The 18,031-nt window shown below is 42.5% G+C and carries 17 protein-coding genes; 5 read left to right on the top strand and 12 right to left on the bottom strand.

Going from position 1 to position 18,031, the window contains the following annotated elements; genetic code table 11:
• Positions 1-253 precede the first annotated feature (253 nt).
• The 3 genes from FHW88_RS00230 to FHW88_RS00220 all read left to right on the top strand — a co-directional run bounded on the left by FHW88_RS00230 (position 254) and on the right by FHW88_RS00220 (position 1,791).
• The gene (locus FHW88_RS00230) at positions 254-538 is read left to right on the top strand and encodes a hypothetical protein (protein ID WP_090534218.1); all 285 of its coding nucleotides are present in this window, start codon (positions 254-256) and stop codon (positions 536-538) included.
• Positions 539-576: 38 nt separating this feature from the next.
• Positions 577-984, top strand: a complete 408-nt coding sequence (locus tag FHW88_RS00225; protein ID WP_176622251.1) for a Dabb family protein — start codon at positions 577-579, stop codon at positions 982-984.
• An 87-nt stretch (positions 985-1,071) separates the two neighbouring features.
• The gene (locus tag FHW88_RS00220) at positions 1,072-1,791 is read left to right on the top strand and encodes a hypothetical protein (RefSeq protein ID WP_176622249.1); all 720 of its coding nucleotides are present in this window, start codon (positions 1,072-1,074) and stop codon (positions 1,789-1,791) included.
• Positions 1,792-2,028: 237 nt separating this feature from the next.
• Here FHW88_RS00220 and FHW88_RS00215 read toward each other — a convergent pair whose 3' ends face one another.
• The 3 genes from FHW88_RS00215 to FHW88_RS00205 form a co-directional block, all read right to left on the bottom strand.
• Positions 2,029-2,535, bottom strand: a complete 507-nt coding sequence (locus FHW88_RS00215; protein ID WP_176622247.1) for a DUF5606 domain-containing protein — start codon at positions 2,533-2,535, stop codon at positions 2,029-2,031.
• Between the two features lie 77 nt (positions 2,536-2,612).
• Positions 2,613-3,050, bottom strand: a complete 438-nt coding sequence (locus FHW88_RS00210; RefSeq protein WP_090534226.1) for a peptidylprolyl isomerase — start codon at positions 3,048-3,050, stop codon at positions 2,613-2,615.
• A gap of 104 nt (positions 3,051-3,154) precedes the next feature.
• Positions 3,155-3,658 carry a hypothetical protein gene (locus tag FHW88_RS00205; RefSeq protein ID WP_139160067.1) on the bottom strand — a complete coding sequence of 168 codons (504 nt, stop codon included), beginning with the start codon at positions 3,656-3,658 and terminating at the stop codon, positions 3,155-3,157.
• Positions 3,659-3,933: 275 nt separating this feature from the next.
• Here FHW88_RS00205 and FHW88_RS00200 point away from each other — a divergent pair, with 275 nt between their 5' ends.
• Entirely contained in the window at positions 3,934-5,115 is a 1,182-nt protein-coding gene (locus FHW88_RS00200; RefSeq protein ID WP_218117107.1) for an asparagine synthetase B, read from the top strand.
• Positions 5,116-5,284: 169 nt separating this feature from the next.
• Here the strand turns inward: FHW88_RS00200 and FHW88_RS00195 are convergent, their stop codons facing one another.
• From FHW88_RS00195 to FHW88_RS00165, 7 genes are all read right to left on the bottom strand, one after another.
• A complete protein-coding gene (locus tag FHW88_RS00195) occupies positions 5,285-5,815 on the bottom strand; it encodes a hypothetical protein (protein ID WP_090534230.1) in 531 nt (176 codons plus the stop codon).
• Between the two features lie 306 nt (positions 5,816-6,121).
• Complete coding sequence (locus tag FHW88_RS00190; RefSeq protein WP_176622245.1) at positions 6,122-7,660, bottom strand: serine hydrolase domain-containing protein; 1,539 nt, start codon at positions 7,658-7,660, stop codon at positions 6,122-6,124.
• A gap of 121 nt (positions 7,661-7,781) precedes the next feature.
• A complete protein-coding gene (gene sucD, locus FHW88_RS00185) occupies positions 7,782-8,660 on the bottom strand; it encodes a succinate--CoA ligase subunit alpha (RefSeq protein WP_090534235.1) in 879 nt (292 codons plus the stop codon).
• Between the two features lie 550 nt (positions 8,661-9,210).
• Positions 9,211-10,458, bottom strand: a complete 1,248-nt coding sequence (gene dctA / locus FHW88_RS00180) for a C4-dicarboxylate transporter DctA (protein WP_176622243.1) — start codon at positions 10,456-10,458, stop codon at positions 9,211-9,213.
• Between the two features lie 133 nt (positions 10,459-10,591).
• Complete coding sequence (locus FHW88_RS00175; protein WP_176622241.1) at positions 10,592-11,368, bottom strand: hypothetical protein; 777 nt, start codon at positions 11,366-11,368, stop codon at positions 10,592-10,594.
• Between the two features lie 338 nt (positions 11,369-11,706).
• Entirely contained in the window at positions 11,707-12,507 is an 801-nt protein-coding gene (locus FHW88_RS00170) for a hypothetical protein (RefSeq protein WP_176622239.1), read from the bottom strand.
• 319 nt (positions 12,508-12,826) lie between these two features.
• Complete coding sequence (locus FHW88_RS00165) at positions 12,827-15,133, bottom strand: glycoside hydrolase family 31 protein (protein ID WP_255485177.1); 2,307 nt, start codon at positions 15,131-15,133, stop codon at positions 12,827-12,829.
• A gap of 302 nt (positions 15,134-15,435) precedes the next feature.
• Between FHW88_RS00165 and FHW88_RS00160 the strand changes: the two genes are divergently transcribed.
• On the top strand, positions 15,436-15,822 hold the full coding sequence (locus tag FHW88_RS00160) for a hypothetical protein (protein ID WP_090534246.1): 387 nt from the start codon (positions 15,436-15,438) through the stop codon (positions 15,820-15,822).
• A 76-nt stretch (positions 15,823-15,898) separates the two neighbouring features.
• Here FHW88_RS00160 and FHW88_RS00155 read toward each other — a convergent pair whose 3' ends face one another.
• Both FHW88_RS00155 and FHW88_RS00150 read right to left on the bottom strand, forming a co-directional pair.
• Positions 15,899-16,801: an NDP-sugar synthase gene (locus tag FHW88_RS00155; RefSeq protein WP_176622237.1), complete on the bottom strand. Its 903-nt coding sequence runs from the start codon at positions 16,799-16,801 to the stop codon at positions 15,899-15,901.
• Between the two features lie 96 nt (positions 16,802-16,897).
• On the bottom strand, positions 16,898-18,013 hold the full coding sequence (locus tag FHW88_RS00150; protein WP_090534250.1) for a M42 family metallopeptidase: 1,116 nt from the start codon (positions 18,011-18,013) through the stop codon (positions 16,898-16,900).
• Positions 18,014-18,031 lie beyond the last annotated feature (18 nt).

The raw sequence follows: 18,031 nt of genomic DNA, 5'->3' as shown, positions 1-18,031 counted from the left end.
AATCGTCGGGATGTAGTATGGCCAATTATATTGGGCTGGGGCCAGCTTATGAGCTCGGCGGGAAAGCTCCTCTTTACAATTTTCTTTCTCCCCTTTATTTACTACATCGGCTTCTTTGTATTCCTTTCGCGTTATGTAAAAAGAGAAAATAATGATCAAAATATTGGCCTCTTAATATTCTCTAATGTGGTACCTATTATTGGGTTGCTTTATGTTTTAGACGTATTTTGATATACCTTTTTAATAAACAATAATGATAAGACTTACAAGATATTGGTTTGAATTTGATATTAACGTTGTTGACGGCGACCTACCACCAGGGATTGCTGTAGGGTGTGGCTTAACTGCCGTTAATTATGAAGATGCCCTATTTATACTCCAAAATGATATATTTATAGGCAAACAGATTCCTCCGGTAAAAAGATATATTGAAGACATTGACATATCCACTTTAGAATCGGGACATGTTTTACCAAATATTATGACTCCATCCGTTTATCGGGGCGTTTGGTATCCACAAGGATATAGTTTTCTTTAATAATTCTTACTACCTTGAAAGCGATTATTTAACCTGTCATGAAATCAACCCGAAGAAAATTCATAACCACAACAGCGGCACTGGCTGCAGGTACAGTTACAGCATCGGCAATATCGCTGAAAGAGCAAAAAGAAGAATGGCCAATAGTTCACCATGTGTTTTTCTGGCTTAAAAATCCGGGATCAACAGAAGACCGTGATAAATTGGTAGCCGGAGTTAAAACCCTTGCCAAAATTGAAACCATACGCAAACTTCGCGTAGGTATCGTAGCCAGTACCGAAAAACGCGACGTAGTAGATAACTCCTGGGCGGTGTCCGAACTGATGTTTTTCAGCGATCTGGCCGGACAAGCCACTTATCAAACCCATCCTATCCACCTGGAGTTTATTAAAAACTGCAGCCATCTTTGGGAAAAGGTTATTGTTTATGATGCGATGGATGTATAGCTTTTAACAAAAGCTTAATCAGATTCCTGCAAACCAATCATTTATGTTTGAGTTAATTAATACAAGTTAACCAAAACACTAAATGATATGAAAGTTAAACACCTGGCTATTTGCCTTGCTATTTCAAGCTTCACATTACATTTAAGCGCCACCGCTAATGCAAAAAGCGGAGGCGCCTATCACAAACCAGCAAAGGCTGCTCCTGCCGTTGAAGGATGGTATTTCAGGGCTGTAAGTGGCTATCCTGCTGCCATTGCCTTTGAACCCGTAGTATTATTTAAAAACGGCGAATACTTTGACGTTGGTGATGAGCCAATTGAAACGCTGGATGTAACAGCCGCTAAAAGCAGCCGCCCTAAAGCCTGGGGAACCTGGAAAAAAACGGGCGCAACCTTTTATCTTACTAATAACGAAGGAAAAACCTATGATTATAAGTTGGGTGAAGGCAATTGGTTCCCGGCCTATCCGTATACAGGCAGTATTAAGCTAAAAAAAGGATATGAAAAAGTAAGCGGCGGCGATTATGGCAACGGCACAAATGCCCTGGTAATCAAAAAGATCAATTTTATTGATGATACTCATTTTACTGAAGGATCAAACGGCGGAATCATGACACCTGCTGCCAGCGCCTGGAAAAAAACCGGAGGCAAAGGCGGCACCTACAAAATTTACGGCAACACCATCGAACTGAATTATGGCAGCAAGGTGATCAAAAAATCATTTGCCTTAGGTGCTTCGGGTTCACCTGCACACGCAACAAATACAATGATCTTTATTGGGGGCGATGCTTATACTGATACCGAGTAATGCTCTTAAATACCCGTATGTTCTTATAATATCATAAAGAAGATGTCATTTCGACGAACCGGCCGGGGAACAAACGGGATGGGTGAGGAGAAATCTTCTACGACATAAAATCAACGTTTTACAGGGCGTATAAGATTTCTCGGCCTTGCCTTCACAATTTCCATCCTTCCAGGCTTCGAAATGACATCATTTAAAGCACGCAGGACGATGGGAATCGCTATAACTAAAAAAAGCCGATTATTCGGCTTTTTTTGTGGCTTTTTTAGCTTTTGCTTTTGGTGCTGCTGGCTCAGCTTCCGGTTCAGCTGTTACAGCTTCGGCAACGGGTTCTTCTGCAACCGGGGCAGGTGCCTGGGTAGGATCGGCCTCTTCAAAAATTGGAAGCGGCTTTAATATCTGGAACCAGGCTATTACCTTTTTAATATCAGATGAGTAAACTTTTTCTTCATCATGATCTGGCGCTACTTCATAAAAGAAGGTACGCAACGCTTTACCGTCGGCTTTAACGTCAGGTATGTTTGATGCTGATTTCATGCGCTCAAGCACATCAGTTAACCTGATATCATCCTCAACACCAAAAATGGTGATCTCACTTAAAGCAGCTAATTTGGCTGTAGAAAGGTTGGCTATCAGTTTTGTTTTCTGTGCATCTAAACTTTCCAGCACATAGCCGGTTTTATTTTGTGCCAAAGCTTTCCATAAACCCGGTTTTCCTGATACCGATACAATTCCCTGTAAATTCATATATTTTTTGTTGGGGCTGATTAGATGAGTAGTTTATTATGTTTAACCAATAAACTACTCACCTCATCAAAATTCACTTAATCTTCAATAACTTCGATTCCTAAAATTTTATCTCCCTGGCGAATAGCGTCAACAACGTCAACATTTTCAATCACTTTACCAAAAACGGTGTGGTTACGGTCAAGGTGGGCAGTGTTTGTGCGATTGTGGCAGATGAAAAACTGTGAGCCACCAGTGTTGCGGCCTGCATGTGCCATTGAAAGCACACCACGGTCATGGTATTGGTTGTTGCCGGTAAGCTCGCAATCAATTTTGTAGCCTGGGCCACCAGCACCGGTACCGGTTGGATCGCCGCCCTGAATCATAAAATTAGGGATAACACGGTGAAATATCACGTTATCATAAAAGTTTGATTTTGCTAATTTTTTAAAGTTAGCAACGGTATTAGGGGCATCCTGATCGTAAAACTCTACGGTCATGTCGCCTTTTTCGGTTTTGATTATTGCTTTGCTCATGTTTTTGTTTTTTAGAAAACAGTTGGCAAAGGTAATAAAATTGAGGATTAAAGAAAAAGGTTAAAGGCGAAAGGTTAAAGGTGAAAGGTTTGAATATTTATTAATTACCAGGGTGTAAAAGTCATGGTAAGTAATCTTTGTTTTGGCGAATAACTAATCTCGCCTTTTCTTTTTGAATCAAACATTTTAATTTCCGAAAGCGGCTTTTTATAATCTTTACCCAATTCGGCCAGTTGGGCAAAAAACCAGTCGAGTCCTTCCTGATCACCCAAAGTATTGGCAAACCAGGCCAGTTTTTGCAGTTCGGCGAGGTTCACTTTTTCGTCGGCGGTAAAAACGTAAGTCCATTTAACTATTGCCAGCTCATCGGGCTTGCCAATTAGTTGGGCCCGGCTTCCATTGGCATCTGTGGCGACAAAATTTGGCAACAGGCTGATATCTGTGTCCTGCTTAAAAACAAGACTGCTGTCGGCTTCTGTAAGCTTTTTAATCAACGCATCACGATTGAGGCGCATACCCGAACTTCCGTTCTGCGCGTGCGCGGCCAAACAGGATATTAATAAAACACCGACAAGGAAAATATTTCTGACAATAACAGATAAACTCATTTAAGGACCAGATTTAACAACGCCATAAAGCTAAAACAACATGCATATAGCCAGAAGCCCTTATGTGTTAAAAATGGTTAAAATACATTAGCCCTTTATTCGTTACATTTGATAACCCGGCAGTAAACAAATTAACAAGGATCGTGAATAATTCATCAGGCAATAACTTTTCACCTCTTACATTTCGTCTATTACTTATAAAGCTAAAGTTCCTTTTACCTTTCGCCTTTTACCTTTTACCTTTAACGTCGCGGGCTGCATCTATCTTAATCCCTATGGATGATGAGCAAAAGGACCATCTGAAATCGTACGGGATAGCTTTCTGGGTGCTCAAAAACGGCGAAGAAGTCGACTGGCTGCTCAACTATCGTGGTGGCAGTTTCATGATGAAGTACGGGCAAAAAGTTGAGGAAGAGTGCAAGATCCGCGGGGTAAGCTACGAAGTTATTGCCGATGCCAAAGCCACCGAAATTATTACCGAAGTAAGCGATCCATCGGTAAATATGGACCTGGTTAAACTGGAGAAAGCCCCCCGCATGGCGGTTTACTCCCCCAAAAACAAGCTGCCCTGGGATGATGCAGTTACCTTGGTTTTAAAATATGCCGAAATTCCGTACGACGTAGTTTACGACGAAGAGGTGATCCACGGCGAACTGCCTAAGTATGATTGGCTGCACCTGCACCACGAGGATTTTACAGGGCAATACAGCAAGTTTTATGGCGCCTTCCGTTACGCGCAATGGTATACCGATGATATCAAAATCCAGGAGACCATGGCCCATAAACTGGGCTTTAGCAAGGTATCAAAAATGAAGCTGGCCGTAGCCCAAAACATCCGAGATTTTTGCGCAGGCGGCGGCTTCCTGTTTGCCATGTGCTCAGGTACCGATACTTTTGACATTGCACTATCGGCTGCTAATACAGATATCTGCGAACGTATGTTCGACGGTGATGCTGCCGACCAGGACGCGCAATCCAAACTCGATTTTAGTCAAACGTTCGCCTTTCAGAATTTTACGCTGGATATGAACCCCATTTCGCATTCCTTCAGCAATATCGACGTTACCACCACCCGCCAGGTTGATCGTACCCGGGATTTCTTTACGTTGTTTGATTTTTCGGCCAAATGGGATGTTGTGCCGAGCATGCTTACGCAGGATCATGACAAAGTAATAAAAGGCTTTATGGGCCTTACCACGGCCTACAACAAAAGTATGCTCAAACCGGGCGTTACCATCATGGGCGAAATGAAAACCGCCAATGAAGCCCGTTACATTCACGGCGAATACGGCAAAGGCCAATGGACCTTTTACGGCGGCCACGACCCTGAAGATTACCAGCATGCTGTAAATGATCCGCCGACAGATTTGAAACTACACCCCAATTCTCCCGGCTACAGACTGATCCTAAACAATGTGCTGTTCCCAGCTGCTAAGAAGAAAAAGCAGAAAACGTGATTGCTTTTAAAAGATGTATAATAAAAATGTCATTGCGAGCGAAGCGTGGCAACCGCACGGAGGCATAGCCGCTCTGTATAGCATGCGATTGCTTCGTCGTTCCTCCTCGCAATGACATGTTTTTTTAACTGGTATTCATAATAAACTCACGTTATAAACAGATGCAAGTTCAAAAAAGACCTGCCTGCGGGAATTTTTGCTGGTCTATATAATTAAACTGCTTCTTAAAATAAACCCGGGGTACTTTGCTTAAAAACGTTTCTATTATCTTATCATATAATAGCGAAGGCACTGTAAATTTGGTAATGAGTATCTTTTTATCATCAATGGTATAAATCACCATATAATCATACTTCCCAAACTTACCCATATCCTTTTGCTCATACAGCTCAACCCTAACAAGATCAGCCCTGTTTAATACAAGGGTTTGATCCTGATATATTAAAGTGGCCACTTCTCTGCCGTCACTTATAATTAACTGTTTCCCTCGATCATATTCATTAAACTGATTTATCACCCTAACAACATAAACCTGGAAGTAAAGAAACGTTGCCGGCAAAAGTGCTAAAAACAGCGCAATTAATGGATGCTGGTAAACTTTGATAACAATGAAAATAATTAAAGCAACATTAACGGCCATAATAATCACCTCAGCTGTAAGCTTATTATTTTTAAAAGTGTATACCTTGGGTTGCTTCATTTATCCATAAATATACCATAACGACCTTAAACAAAAAAGAGGCTGTATCATAAATCAATTTCGCGAAGACGTAGGTCGGCCTCAAAATGGAATGAAAAAAGGGCAATTTTCAAATCGAAAATTGCCCTTTTTGATAAGTAACTGACCGGTATCAAAATTTTATCCTGATCTCGCTCGTTTGCAACGAGTGTGTAACCAAGGCTTGCGTTTATAACGCACGAGCGATGCAATCGCCAAATCATATTAAGTGCTCGTTGCAAACGAGCGCAAGGTTAAAGAAGCAGAAAACGTGATTTTAACAATTGCTTATTGCACCACATCAAAATGAAACTCCTGTACCAATGGCGGGTTTTCGGGTGTAAGTGTAAAACTCACTTTGATATTTCCAGTTTCACATTTGATAATAAAATAACCGCGCAACTGGTTCTCGGCAACAATATCACCGGCACTTATTATTCTGCCTGTTTTTGCAAAAGCTTCAGTTGCGGCTGCTTGAAGTTTATCGGGGAAATAATCCATAAAAAAGTTATCAGCAAAAATGCCGCTTTCTTTAGCCTTGCTCCAATCAGCAATAACTTTAAGCAGATCATTTTTACGTTGCTCTAATATGGCTGATGCCGGCAATTGCCGTGATTTTATACCCGAAAGGGCCAACAGTGTATCCAGGGCCTGGGTATTAGGATAACCGGCGCGGGCGTAAGTAAGGTTAGCAAATGAAACAACGCCAATACCATACTCCGGCAAAATATTCCATTGGCTCCCAAAACCGGGCAAACCGCCGGTATGACCAATGTAAACCCGGTTATCGCAATCTTTTGCCCAGCGTAAACCGTAAGCGTAGGCACTTACATTGGGGCATGGCCTGCCAGTGGTTGTTTTAGCGTTAGCCGTTAAATAATTCACATCCCAGGGGTACTGCATTTCCCGGATAGAACTGCGTTTTACAGGCAGGGTTTCGGCATCATCACGTGGGGGCCAGGCATCTATATGTACGGCCATATATTTACTAAAATCATCAATAGTAGTGATCAGGCCACCCATCGCACCGTAAGCCCCATCATGCAGCAGCGGTTGCTCAACCCATTTACCATCAAGCCAGCGATAGCCATGCGCCAGTTTATCTTTGGGCACTTTGGTATATTCCCAATAGGTATGTATCATACCTAATGGTTTAAGGATATTTTCTGTGATGTATTGCTCGTAAGTTTTGCCCGATACCTTTTTGATGATATATCCCAGCGTAGCAAAGCCAAGATTGCTGTACTCGTAACCCTGACCGGGATTGTTAGAAAATGAAACACCTTTTTTGTACAAAGCCAATAGTTCATCATCACTAACTCCAAGTTGCCTGTCGCCCCATGGGTTATCTTCCGGATAACCAGCTGTATGCGTAAGCAGGTGCCTTATGGTTACAGGGACAGCGTCTTTGGTCAAATATTTCAACCCCTTCATCTCGGGGATATAAATATAAGCCGGATCATCCAGTTTTAGCTTGCCCTCATCCCTGAGTTTTAGGATGGCCATAGCGGTAAGGCTTTTGGTCATGGAGGCGATCCGAAAATCCGACGATGAATCGGCCTTGATCCTGGCATCAATATCGGTATGCCCTAAACCACCGCTGTGCACCAGCTTACCATCAACCACAATGCCATAAACCAGGCCGGGCCAGTGATTATCTTCAGCATATTTTTTATAAAGCTGATCGATTACCGGAAAAGTAGCCTGGATCTTTTTTAACCTGTCGGGATCAGTAAACATTGCGGGCTTGTAGGGTTGAGCCATAGATGAGTAGCTTGCCGCAGCTAACGAGATGAAGAAGACTGACTTAAGTAGATTTTTGACCATATACATAGATACGGAAAAAGTACTCCAAATTATTTTTAAAAACTAAAAAATCCCGGCCAAAACATGACCGGGATTCTCAAATATTAAAAAGCTTTTCGCTTTCGGCTTTCAGCCTTAGGCTTTACGCTAACTTAGCCAATTCTTCAGCCATGGCAGCGCCAATTTCAGCAGGCGACTCAACCACGCGGATCCCGCACTCGGCCATGATCTTCATTTTAGCAGCAGCAGTATCGTCAGCACCACCTACGATAGCACCTGCGTGGCCCATACGGCGGCCCGGAGGCGCGGTTTGACCAGCAATGAAACCTACTACAGGTTTAGTGCCGTTCGCTTTGATCCAGCGGGCAGCATCGGCTTCCATATTTCCGCCAATTTCACCAATCATGATGATACCGTGAGTTTCCGGATCGTTCATTAATAATTCAACAGCTTCTTTGGTTGGTGTACCAATGATCGGGTCGCCACCGATACCAATAGCTGTAGTGATACCCAAACCGGCTTTAACCACCTGGTCAACCGCTTCATAAGTTAAAGTACCTGATTTTGAAACCACACCAACGTTACCTTTTTTGAAGATAAAGCCAGGCATGATACCAATTTTGCTTTCATCGGCAGTGATGATACCAGGGCAGTTAGGACCAATCAGGCGTGCATCCTTATCGGTAAGATATTCTTTTACCGCGATCATATCCTTTGTAGGGATCCCTTCAGTGATACAAACAATAACCTTAATGCCGGCTTCAGCAGCTTCCATAATAGCATCCGCACCAAAAGCAGGAGGTACAAAAATGATGGATACATCGGCACCGGTTGCAACAACGGCATCTTTTACCGTGTTAAAAACCGGCCTGTCTAAATGGGTTTGACCACCTTTGCCTGGTGTAACACCACCAACTAACTGAGTGCCATAAGCAATCATTTGCTCGGCATGGTATGAACCCTCTTTACCGGTGAAACCTTGTACAATAACTTTTGAATCTTTATTTACGAGTACACTCATTGGTTTTTTCGTTTTAGTACGGCAAAGCTAAAGTTTTTGCCCGAATGTCAAACCCTATTGTAATCTAAATTTATATGTTAACATAAAAGTGACTTTTAAGGGGATTGGATGTGGTTATAGGGTGTTTATGTGTTTTAAATTTTTTATGATTATAAAGTTCCCGTTGAATAAAACTGTCAACTGAAAACTATCTACTGCCAACTAAATTAGGGCGTTGCCTGCGGCCCAGGCTATTTGTCTGAACTCGAATTAAGCGAATTTTAGCAATTTATTGAATTTGCTTTTCATTCTGGTAGATTCGGGTTCAGACAAAATCCGAAATCATTACACTGCCATCCATAACGTGGCCAATTACTAATTGAATGCAATTGCAAATTCAACCGCTGTAATTAAAACGAACACCAAAAACGTAGCAAGAAATATAATCCCGGCTTTTTTAAGTTTCACTTTATCGCCAGAAATACCCGGGATAAAATTGATCGCAGTAAATGTCAAACCAGTTAACAATACCAGTGCTTTGAAAATTGTTAATAATATATATATATCCGATTTATTCATTAACTCCCCTTTCAGCCGGCTGTTCAACAAACTCCCCCTCACTCTTCGCAATCACAATAGTAGCAACACCGTTCCCTATCACATTGGTAATGGCCCGTGCTTCCGACATAAACCTGTCAACCCCTATTAATATCGCCAAACCTTCTACCGGTATTATTTTGATGGCTGTAAGCGTACTGGTGAGCACAATAAAACCGCTGCCGGTTACGCCCGCCGCACCTTTGGAGGTGATCATCAGGATGCCGATTATGGTTAGCTCCTGCCCCAGCGAAAGCGGAATATTAAACACCTGCGCCAAAAATATCACGCACATGGAAAGATAAATGGTAGTGCCATCCAAATTAAAAGAGTACCCCGTGGGGATCACCAGACCCACCACCGATTTGGAACAGCCAAACTTTTCCATTTTCTCCATCATGGCCGGTAATGCCGATTCGGATGAAGAGGTACCAAGCACTATCAGGATCTCTTGCCTGATGTATTTCAGATATTCCCAAAGGCTGAACTTAAACAGCCGACAAATAATATTCAATACCACAAATATGAACAGGAACATGGTCAGGTAAACCGAGCCCATCAACAGGGCCAATGGTTTTAGGGTTTGAATACCATATTTGCTCACCGTAAAAGCCATACCCGCAAAAGCCCCTATCGGCGCCACCTTCATCACTATCTTCATGATATTAAAAAACACTTTCGAAAGCTTATCAAATAGCTGAATAACCGCTTCGCCACTTTTACCCATCCGGCTTAACCCAAAACCAAACAGTATCGCAAAAAACAGGATCTGCAAAATATCGCCTTCAACAAAAGCTTTGAAGATGTTTGAAGGTACTATGTGGGCCAGGAAGTCGCCCCAGTGCATTTCGGCGGCGGCTTTTTCGTATACGGCTAATTTGCCGGTATCCATTTTTGCAGCATGGTTTTCAAAACCGGCACCGGGTTTAATAATATTGGCTACGGTAACGCCGATGACAAGCGCGAACGTGGTTACGATCTCGAAATATAACAAAGCTTTACCGCCTACCCTGCCCACTTTTTTCATATCGCTCATGCCGGCAATGCCCAGCACAATGGTTAAAAAGATGATAGGCGCAATCAGCATGGTGATGAGACTGATGAACTTCTTGCTAATCAGTTCGGCAGTTGGGGCAAAGCCTTTAACGTATAAGCCGGCCACTACCCCAAGGGCAATGGCAATAAGTACCTGAAAAGTTAGGTTTGATAAGAGGCGTTTCATGATTGATCCCCCGGCGCCCTAAAGGGGGAGCAACAGGATGGGACGGCAATATAATAAGTTATTGTTTCAGGCACAAAAAAGCCCCGTACCGAAAACCGGCACAGGGCATAATTGATTGATTGAAAGATCGTGATTATGCAGGCGTTGATTTACCGGTTAGTAAATCAATTAAGAAAATTTTATTAAGGAAAGTCAGCTTTGCCTTGTGGTTGCCCAGGAAAACGATAGTGCCGCTATAATCCCAGCCGCCGCCGTTTGTTTTTCCTTCCGAACGGAAAGTAGCTGTGCCGCTGCTGATATCAAACTTATCGTTGCCATGTACATACAGGTTAGTAAACACGTAGGTATTATGCACCCTGCTAAACGTTTTGTATTTGGTGTATTCGTTATCAACATAGGCTTTCATAGGGCCATCAAGCGAGAAGTTTGAGTTATTGGTGTTAAGGCCCCTAACCTTATATTTCTGCACAATATTGTAAACGAATGAATAACCCGGGCCACTGCCTACCGTGTTTAATGAATCAACCGAATCGTAACCAACAGTTTTGTTGCCGTCACAAATAAAATAATATTTGGTACCGCCTGTTTTGGTTGCTTTTAAGGTATCACCTTGATTAAATACACGGTTCAGGCTGGTATCAATATAAAAACCGCAACTATATGTACTCTGTACTTTAAGCTTTGATGAGGCATTGGTTGAGGGGGTAACACCGTCGTTAAGGCTGGCCCCTCCAAATGAACCGGCCAATGATTTTGCCAGGTTATCTGCAATTGCCGAACTGGCTACATTATCGCTTGCTTTTACAGTTGATGGATCGGATTTTACATTAATTCCTGTTTTTGTACAGGCCGAATAAAAAATAGCCACACCTGTTAATAAAGGTAATACACTGCGTAGATTTAGTTTCATAAACGTATAAGATAAAGTTTAGATCTCTTTGCCTCAATTGGCAATAAGCATACCACCAGGTAAAAAATTCGCAAAAAAAACGGCCGGGATATGTGTTTTTAGGCTCATTTTCCTTTTTTATAAAACAGTTAAAGATTTATACTACTGATAGCAACGGAACAACAAAACACACCCACTACCTGCTTTCCCCGCTTCGGGGAAAAATACGTGGAAAATATTCCCCGTTTTTTTTATCAAATACACAGGTGATAAAAAGCATGCCGTTTTGAAAAACCATAGCATACAAAAAGCCCTGCCTCCGGTTAGGGAGCAGGGCTCTACATATATTTAAAAAGAATTTAATTAACTTCGCCTGTCATCAGATCGGCAGTATAAACAGTGCCGTCGATAGTGATCTTAGCTTTGTGCCCCCCTAAAAACGTTATCGTCCCTTTATAGTTCCAGACATTTTTTCCGATACTTCCTTTACTCGAAAAGGCAGCACTTCCGCTTAAAATAAAATCGGGGTCTTTTGTTGGATCAACAACAATTGATTTAAAATTGTAGTTAAACGTGCCTTCAACATTTGGCTGGTCTGTTGTAGGTTTGGTGTAGTTAACCCTGGCATAATAATTCACAGGGCCATCAAAAGAGTATTGGGCGTGTTCAACACCCGGATTAAGGCTTCTGAGTATCAGGTTTTCACCCATTTTTAAAACCATTGTAAAACCGCTGCCTGCCATAGTCATATTTAAACTATCATTAGCGGTAACCCCTGAAGGTACTCCATTGGTACAGGTAAGCTCATATTTAACCTTAGCCCAGATATCTATTTTTGAGGTATCGCTTTGATCTAAATTAAATGCTATCGTAGTATCCATTTTGGCGCCGCACTGTGGCTGAGGGTCAACAGATTGTACTTTGATCTTACCTTTTTTGTTCAGGGATAGATCGGTTGGCATACTTAAACCGCTCTTAAAATCAAACCCGCCGTTTTCGGGGTTAAAAATGCCAACAAGGCTTTGCGCAATTTGCACACTCGCTTCTTTTTTACTTACTGTACTTTGATTGTTAGGCGCCATGTTAAGCTTATGGCACGAAGTGTAAATGGCAGTAATACCGGCAAGCAGCAATACTATAATTTTGTACTTGTGTTTCATGTTTAGGATTTTAATTCCGCGCAAAGTTAACTTATTATCAATTAATTAAAGAAATTTTGAAAATATTTAGGAGCAGAATGCTATAATATTGTTCATACCCATTTTGAACGATGAATAAGGGCAAAAGGTTAGCCAATGTGTCGCCCACGGTTAGGAGACTCGGTTGGAGCCTGCCATTCTTTAAAGTTTCTATAACTTATCAGAGCTCTCTGAGGCCGAATGGCAGGCCGGCCTGTTTAGAGCGCCTGAGTCCCCCCTCCCGCCGCGTATTACAAACCATGAGACTGGTTCGATCACTACCCAAGAAATGAAACAACAATTATAATTTCACTTCAATCTCTCCGCTTTTATTCTCTATTATTTCTTCCTGAAGCTTAACCCCATCAAAACCATGCAAAACAAATTTCAGCTGCATAAACCTCGATTTAGATGAGCCTTCAACTGATGATAAACTGAGGCTCTTTTCTATGGGATTGAAACTGATAACACGTTTATAATAAATACCCTGCTCATAATCATATGATACGCCATCATCTTCGTAATAAATAAAACTATTTGCTTCCCTGCCGTTCCATACGTGTACCTGCAATATACCGTCGCCTTTTTCATTGGTGCTTTGTACAACACTTTGCATAGGGATAATGCCGCCTGCCTTTACAAATACCGGCAGATCGGTTAATGGCGCCTGAACATTAACAATCTGTTCTCCCTCATAAAACTTATCGCTGCTTAACCTATACCACGAGCCTCGGGGCAGGTAAACATCTTCGGTTAGTTTAGTGCTTTCAACAGGAGCAACCAGCATCGCGTCGCCAAACATAAATTCATTTTGAAAGCGCTCATCAAAAACATTCCCGTCAAAACTGTGCTCAATAGCTAATGTACGGCTTACCGGCAGGCCGGTTTGGGTTGATTGATAAAAGCTGCTGTACAGGTAGGGCAGGAGTTTGTACCGTTGTTCAATGTCCTTCTTAATGGTCTGTTCATTATTTTTACCCCATTCCCATGGTTCGCGCATTTTACTACCTTGTATGGCATGATTGCGGAACATTGGGGTATATGCACCCAGGGAGTTCCAACGTACCATGAGCTCAGGCGTAGGATTGCCGCTGAAGCCGCCGATATCCACCCCGATAAAACTCATACCTGTAATGCCCAAACTATTTACCAGTCGTTGTCCTAAAAGCATATGGGCATCGGTGCCGGTGTTGTCGCCCGTCCACACGGCCGAATAGCGCTGCGTGCCCGAATAGGCTGCCCGGGTAAGTACAAACGGTCGTTTGTTTCCCATGATCTTTCTTGTGCCATCATAAGTGGCGCGGGCCATTTGCATGCCATAGGCATTACGCACTTCCGGCATAAACTTATCTCCAAATTTTACTATCCAGGGGATATTTTGCCCCCAGGCGGCAGGCTCGTTCATATCATTCCAGAAACCTTCAACGCCGGGTTGGGTAAGAGCGGTGAAGGCTGCTCCCCACCATTCGCGTACCTCTCCCCTGAAAAAATCCGGAAAGTGACAGCGGCCCGGCCACACATAGCCGGTATAATTTTCGCCGTCGGGATATTTGGCAAAATAATCCTGCTCAATACCCTCATCGTATTCCTTATAACCTTCTTCTACCTTAATTCCCGGATCAACAATGGTAACCAGCCTAAAGTCCATCGCCTTTAGTTTATCGAGCATTTGCTTGGGTTTAGGGAAAGTTTTTTTGTTCCAGGTGAAGATCTTGAAATCGTCCATATAGTCGATATCGCAGTACATTACATCGGCAGGGATCTGTTTTTTGCGGAAGGTTTGGGCGATGTTCAATACTTCATCGGCGCTCATATAACTCCATCGGCATTGCTGATAGCCCAGGCTCCAGAGCGGCGGCATTTCCATCCTGCCGGTAAGCCCGGTATAATCTTCAATTATTTTCGCAACACCTTGTGCCCCGAAAAAGTAGTAATTCAAATCGCCGCCATCTGCCCCGAACCAGCTTGTTTCCTCATCTGTGGATGCACCAAAGTCGAAGTAGCTTTTATGGGTATTGTCAAGAAACAAACCGTAAGTTAACCCGCTGTGCAATCCTATAAAAAAAGGAAAGGTTTTATACAGCGGATCGGATTCGGGCGTGTGGTTTGGCGCATCGGTATTCCAGTTTACGTAGGCCGCGCTACGCCTGTCGAGGTTACCGGTTTTTTCGCCCAGGCCAATAAACTGTTCACCCTCAAACAACCGGCGATAACAGGTCACCCGTTCGCCCTGCCAGTTTGTACCAAAGCGGGCGTCATCTTCACTCAGCGAGCTACCTGCAGCCGTGAAAAAGTTGAACCTTAAAGGCGATTTCTGAATACTGAGCTTCAAGGCTGGTGTAGTAATATCAATATTGGCCGATGACTCATCAAAATCGAAATCGGCCAGCGGCTGCCTGATTACCGCAAAGGAAGGATCATCCGGGTTGAAATTTTTACTGATGCTTACCCTGATAATTGTAGGGCTATAGATATAAACCCTTGCTTCGGCTTCGGCGGTTTTAATTGTTAAAATACCATCCTGTTGTTTAAAGCCCTGTACGTTACCTGCAATTTCTAAATTCATGCCTGTGGGGTACCCGGAATAGATAAAGGTACTTAAAGGCAACGTTGTTTGGTTAGGTTGGTTTTGTTAAATGTAGATTTTGAAAACGTTGCATGGATTTTTCTATTTCATCCCCGAAAACGACCAACCCGCTTTCCTGCCCGATCAACACCCTTTAATTTTCGACCAACTTGTAAAATACTGATAATTAGTGCGTTTTTGGTGTTTGCCGAATGCTTTTGGGTATTGGTCTATATCTTTTCGGTGCTGGTATAACACTTTTTAGCACTTAAAATTAATGTTGTTCATTTGATCATTGAAAATAACAAACACAAAATATTTAACATACTTAAAAGCTCAAAATCATGAAAACTTCAATAAAATTATCAGCACTATTCTTCTTATTAAGCGCAGGTGTATTTGCTACTACAGCAGCTAAAGCCGCCGATGTAACTCCTAAAGCTAAAGAGGTTGTTACCTTTAAAGCCCTTGACCACGACCGCGGTGTTAAGTTAACGCTCGCAAAATCAGAAAACGGCCGTTCATTCGTACGCGTTTACAGCAAACAAAATGAACTTTTGCTGAAAGACGTTGTATCAACCAAAACCGATGTTGAAAGGGGTTATGTTTTAACCAACCTTGAAGATGGTGATTACATTATGGAAGTTAAAACCAATAACCAGGTGGTTAAGAAAACCCTGCACGTTTATGAAGACGGTGATCAAAAAACATTCTTTATTTACCAGGACTAATTTAGGAAGCCATATCAAACAGAAAGCTCCCGTTCCAACCGAACGGGAGCTTTTTGTTTGAAGGAGCAAATATTAATTAGTCCCAAAGTTTTTCGGGGTAAACGCCACCTGTTACCAGGTCGGAGATACATTTTTGCACTATTGGCTTATCTTCTTTGTAAGTAACTCCAAACCATTTTGCACCGGTTGGGATCACCTTAAAAGAGGCTGTACCATTTTTGATCAGCTTATCGGCAACCAGGGGAATAAAGAACTCCGATTTCGGGTTGTTTTCGTTAGCAGCAACAAACTCCTTGAACATATCTTCACTTTGCTTGAAAATAGCCGGTGTAAATCCCCAGAAATTCATCGATACACGTGTTTCATTATCAAGCGGATGTTCGCCGGTTGCGTCTTTATAAGCTACGCTGCCGTCCTCTTTAAAATAAACTTCAGTACGTTCGTTAATTTCAACCATGTTACCATTATCATCAACGCTGCAAACACCACGCGATACTGAGCCATAGTCAGATAATGTACGGTCAATCTGGTATCCGATTATTGAATACTGGTCGTCTTTAACGTCGGTGGTTAAAAATTTAGCCATTTTTTCAAATGAATCATAGCCGTAAAAGTCATCAGCATTAATCACACAAAAAGGCTCGTTGATCTGGTTGCGGGCCGCTAACACGGCATGGGCTGTTCCCCATGGTTTGGCACGTTCAATCTCTTTATCAATACCAAATGGCTTAAGATCAAAGCTTTGATATACATAGTCTGTTTCAATGCGGCCGGCAAGCTTAGGCTCAAAAATCGCCTTGAAGTTTTCGGCAAACTCTTCGCGTATAATAAAACTCACCTTGCCAAAGCCCGCTTTTATAGCATCATATATTGAGTAATCAATAATTGTTTCGCCGTTGGGGCCAAAGCCGTCAACTTGTTTCATACTGCCATAACGGCTGGCCATCCCTGCGGCCAATATCAGTAAGGTTGGTTTCATAGATAGTATCGGGGGTATTTGTTAAAAGCTATTTTATAATTAATGTTAATAAGGAATGGATTTTTGCCCTTATTGTTTTACAAATTGTACTTTTTGTTATTTGATGTACCTAAAGTCCTGGCCGGCCTGGATATTCAGCAGCGACTCGTATATCAAACGGATTACGTTATCAACATCTTCTTTGTGGATCATCTCGACCGTGGTATGCATATACCGTAAAGGTAATGAGATTAATGCCGATGGCACGCCGTCATTTGAGTAAGCAAAAGCATCGGTATCGGTCCCTGTTGACCGTGATGATGCCTGACGCTGGAACGGTATGCCCGCTTTTTGAGCACTTTCAATAAGCAGCTTATTCAGGTTGTTTTGTACTGCCGGAGCATATGATACAACAGGGCCTTTACCGCAGGCTAAGTCGCCCTGGGTAATTTTGTTGATCATTGGTGTTTGGGTATCATGCGTAACATCGGTAACAATAGCCACATTGGGTTTAATTTTATGCGCTATCATTTCGGCACCGCGTAAACCTATCTCCTCCTGTACCGCGTTAACTATATATAAACCGAAAGGAAGTTTTACATTGTTTTCTTTAAGTAAACGGGCAACCTCGGCAATCATGAACCCGCCTGCACGGTTATCAAGCGCACGGCCAACATAGTAGCGGTCGTTAAGCACCATAAATTCATCTTCGTAAGTGATAACACAACCTACGTGGATACCCAGTTTTTCAACTTCTTCTTTTGAGGTGCAACCGCAATCTAAAAAGATATTTTTAAGGGTAGGCGCTTCTTCTTTATCGCCGCCCAGGCGGGTGTGGATAGCAGGCCAGCCGAAAACAGCTTTAACCACGCCATTATCGGTATGGATATTTACACGTTTTGAAGGTGCTATCTGATGATCGGAGCCGCCATTGCGGATAACATATATTAAACCATCGTTAGTGATGTAATTCACAAACCATGAAATCTCATCTGCATGAGCTTCAATAACTACTTTGTAATCGGCTTTAGGATTGATGATGCCAACCGCGGTGCCGTAATTATCAACATAATGGGTGTCAATATAGGGCTTCAGGTATTCGAGCCAAAGCTCCTGGCCTTTCCATTCAAAACCTGTAGGTGAGGGGTTGTTGATATATTTTTCAAAAAAAGCGAGTGAAGTTTCGTTTACAACAGACGTATGCTGTGGGGCGTCAGATTTCTTTTTGGCCATATTGAATTAATGTTTTCA

Source organism: Mucilaginibacter sp. SG538B (assembly GCF_013376065.1).
Lineage (GTDB): Bacteria > Bacteroidota > Bacteroidia > Sphingobacteriales > Sphingobacteriaceae > Mucilaginibacter > Mucilaginibacter rubeus.
Note: the sequence above shows the minus strand (reverse complement) of the source record. Positions and strands in the feature narration are given on the sequence as shown.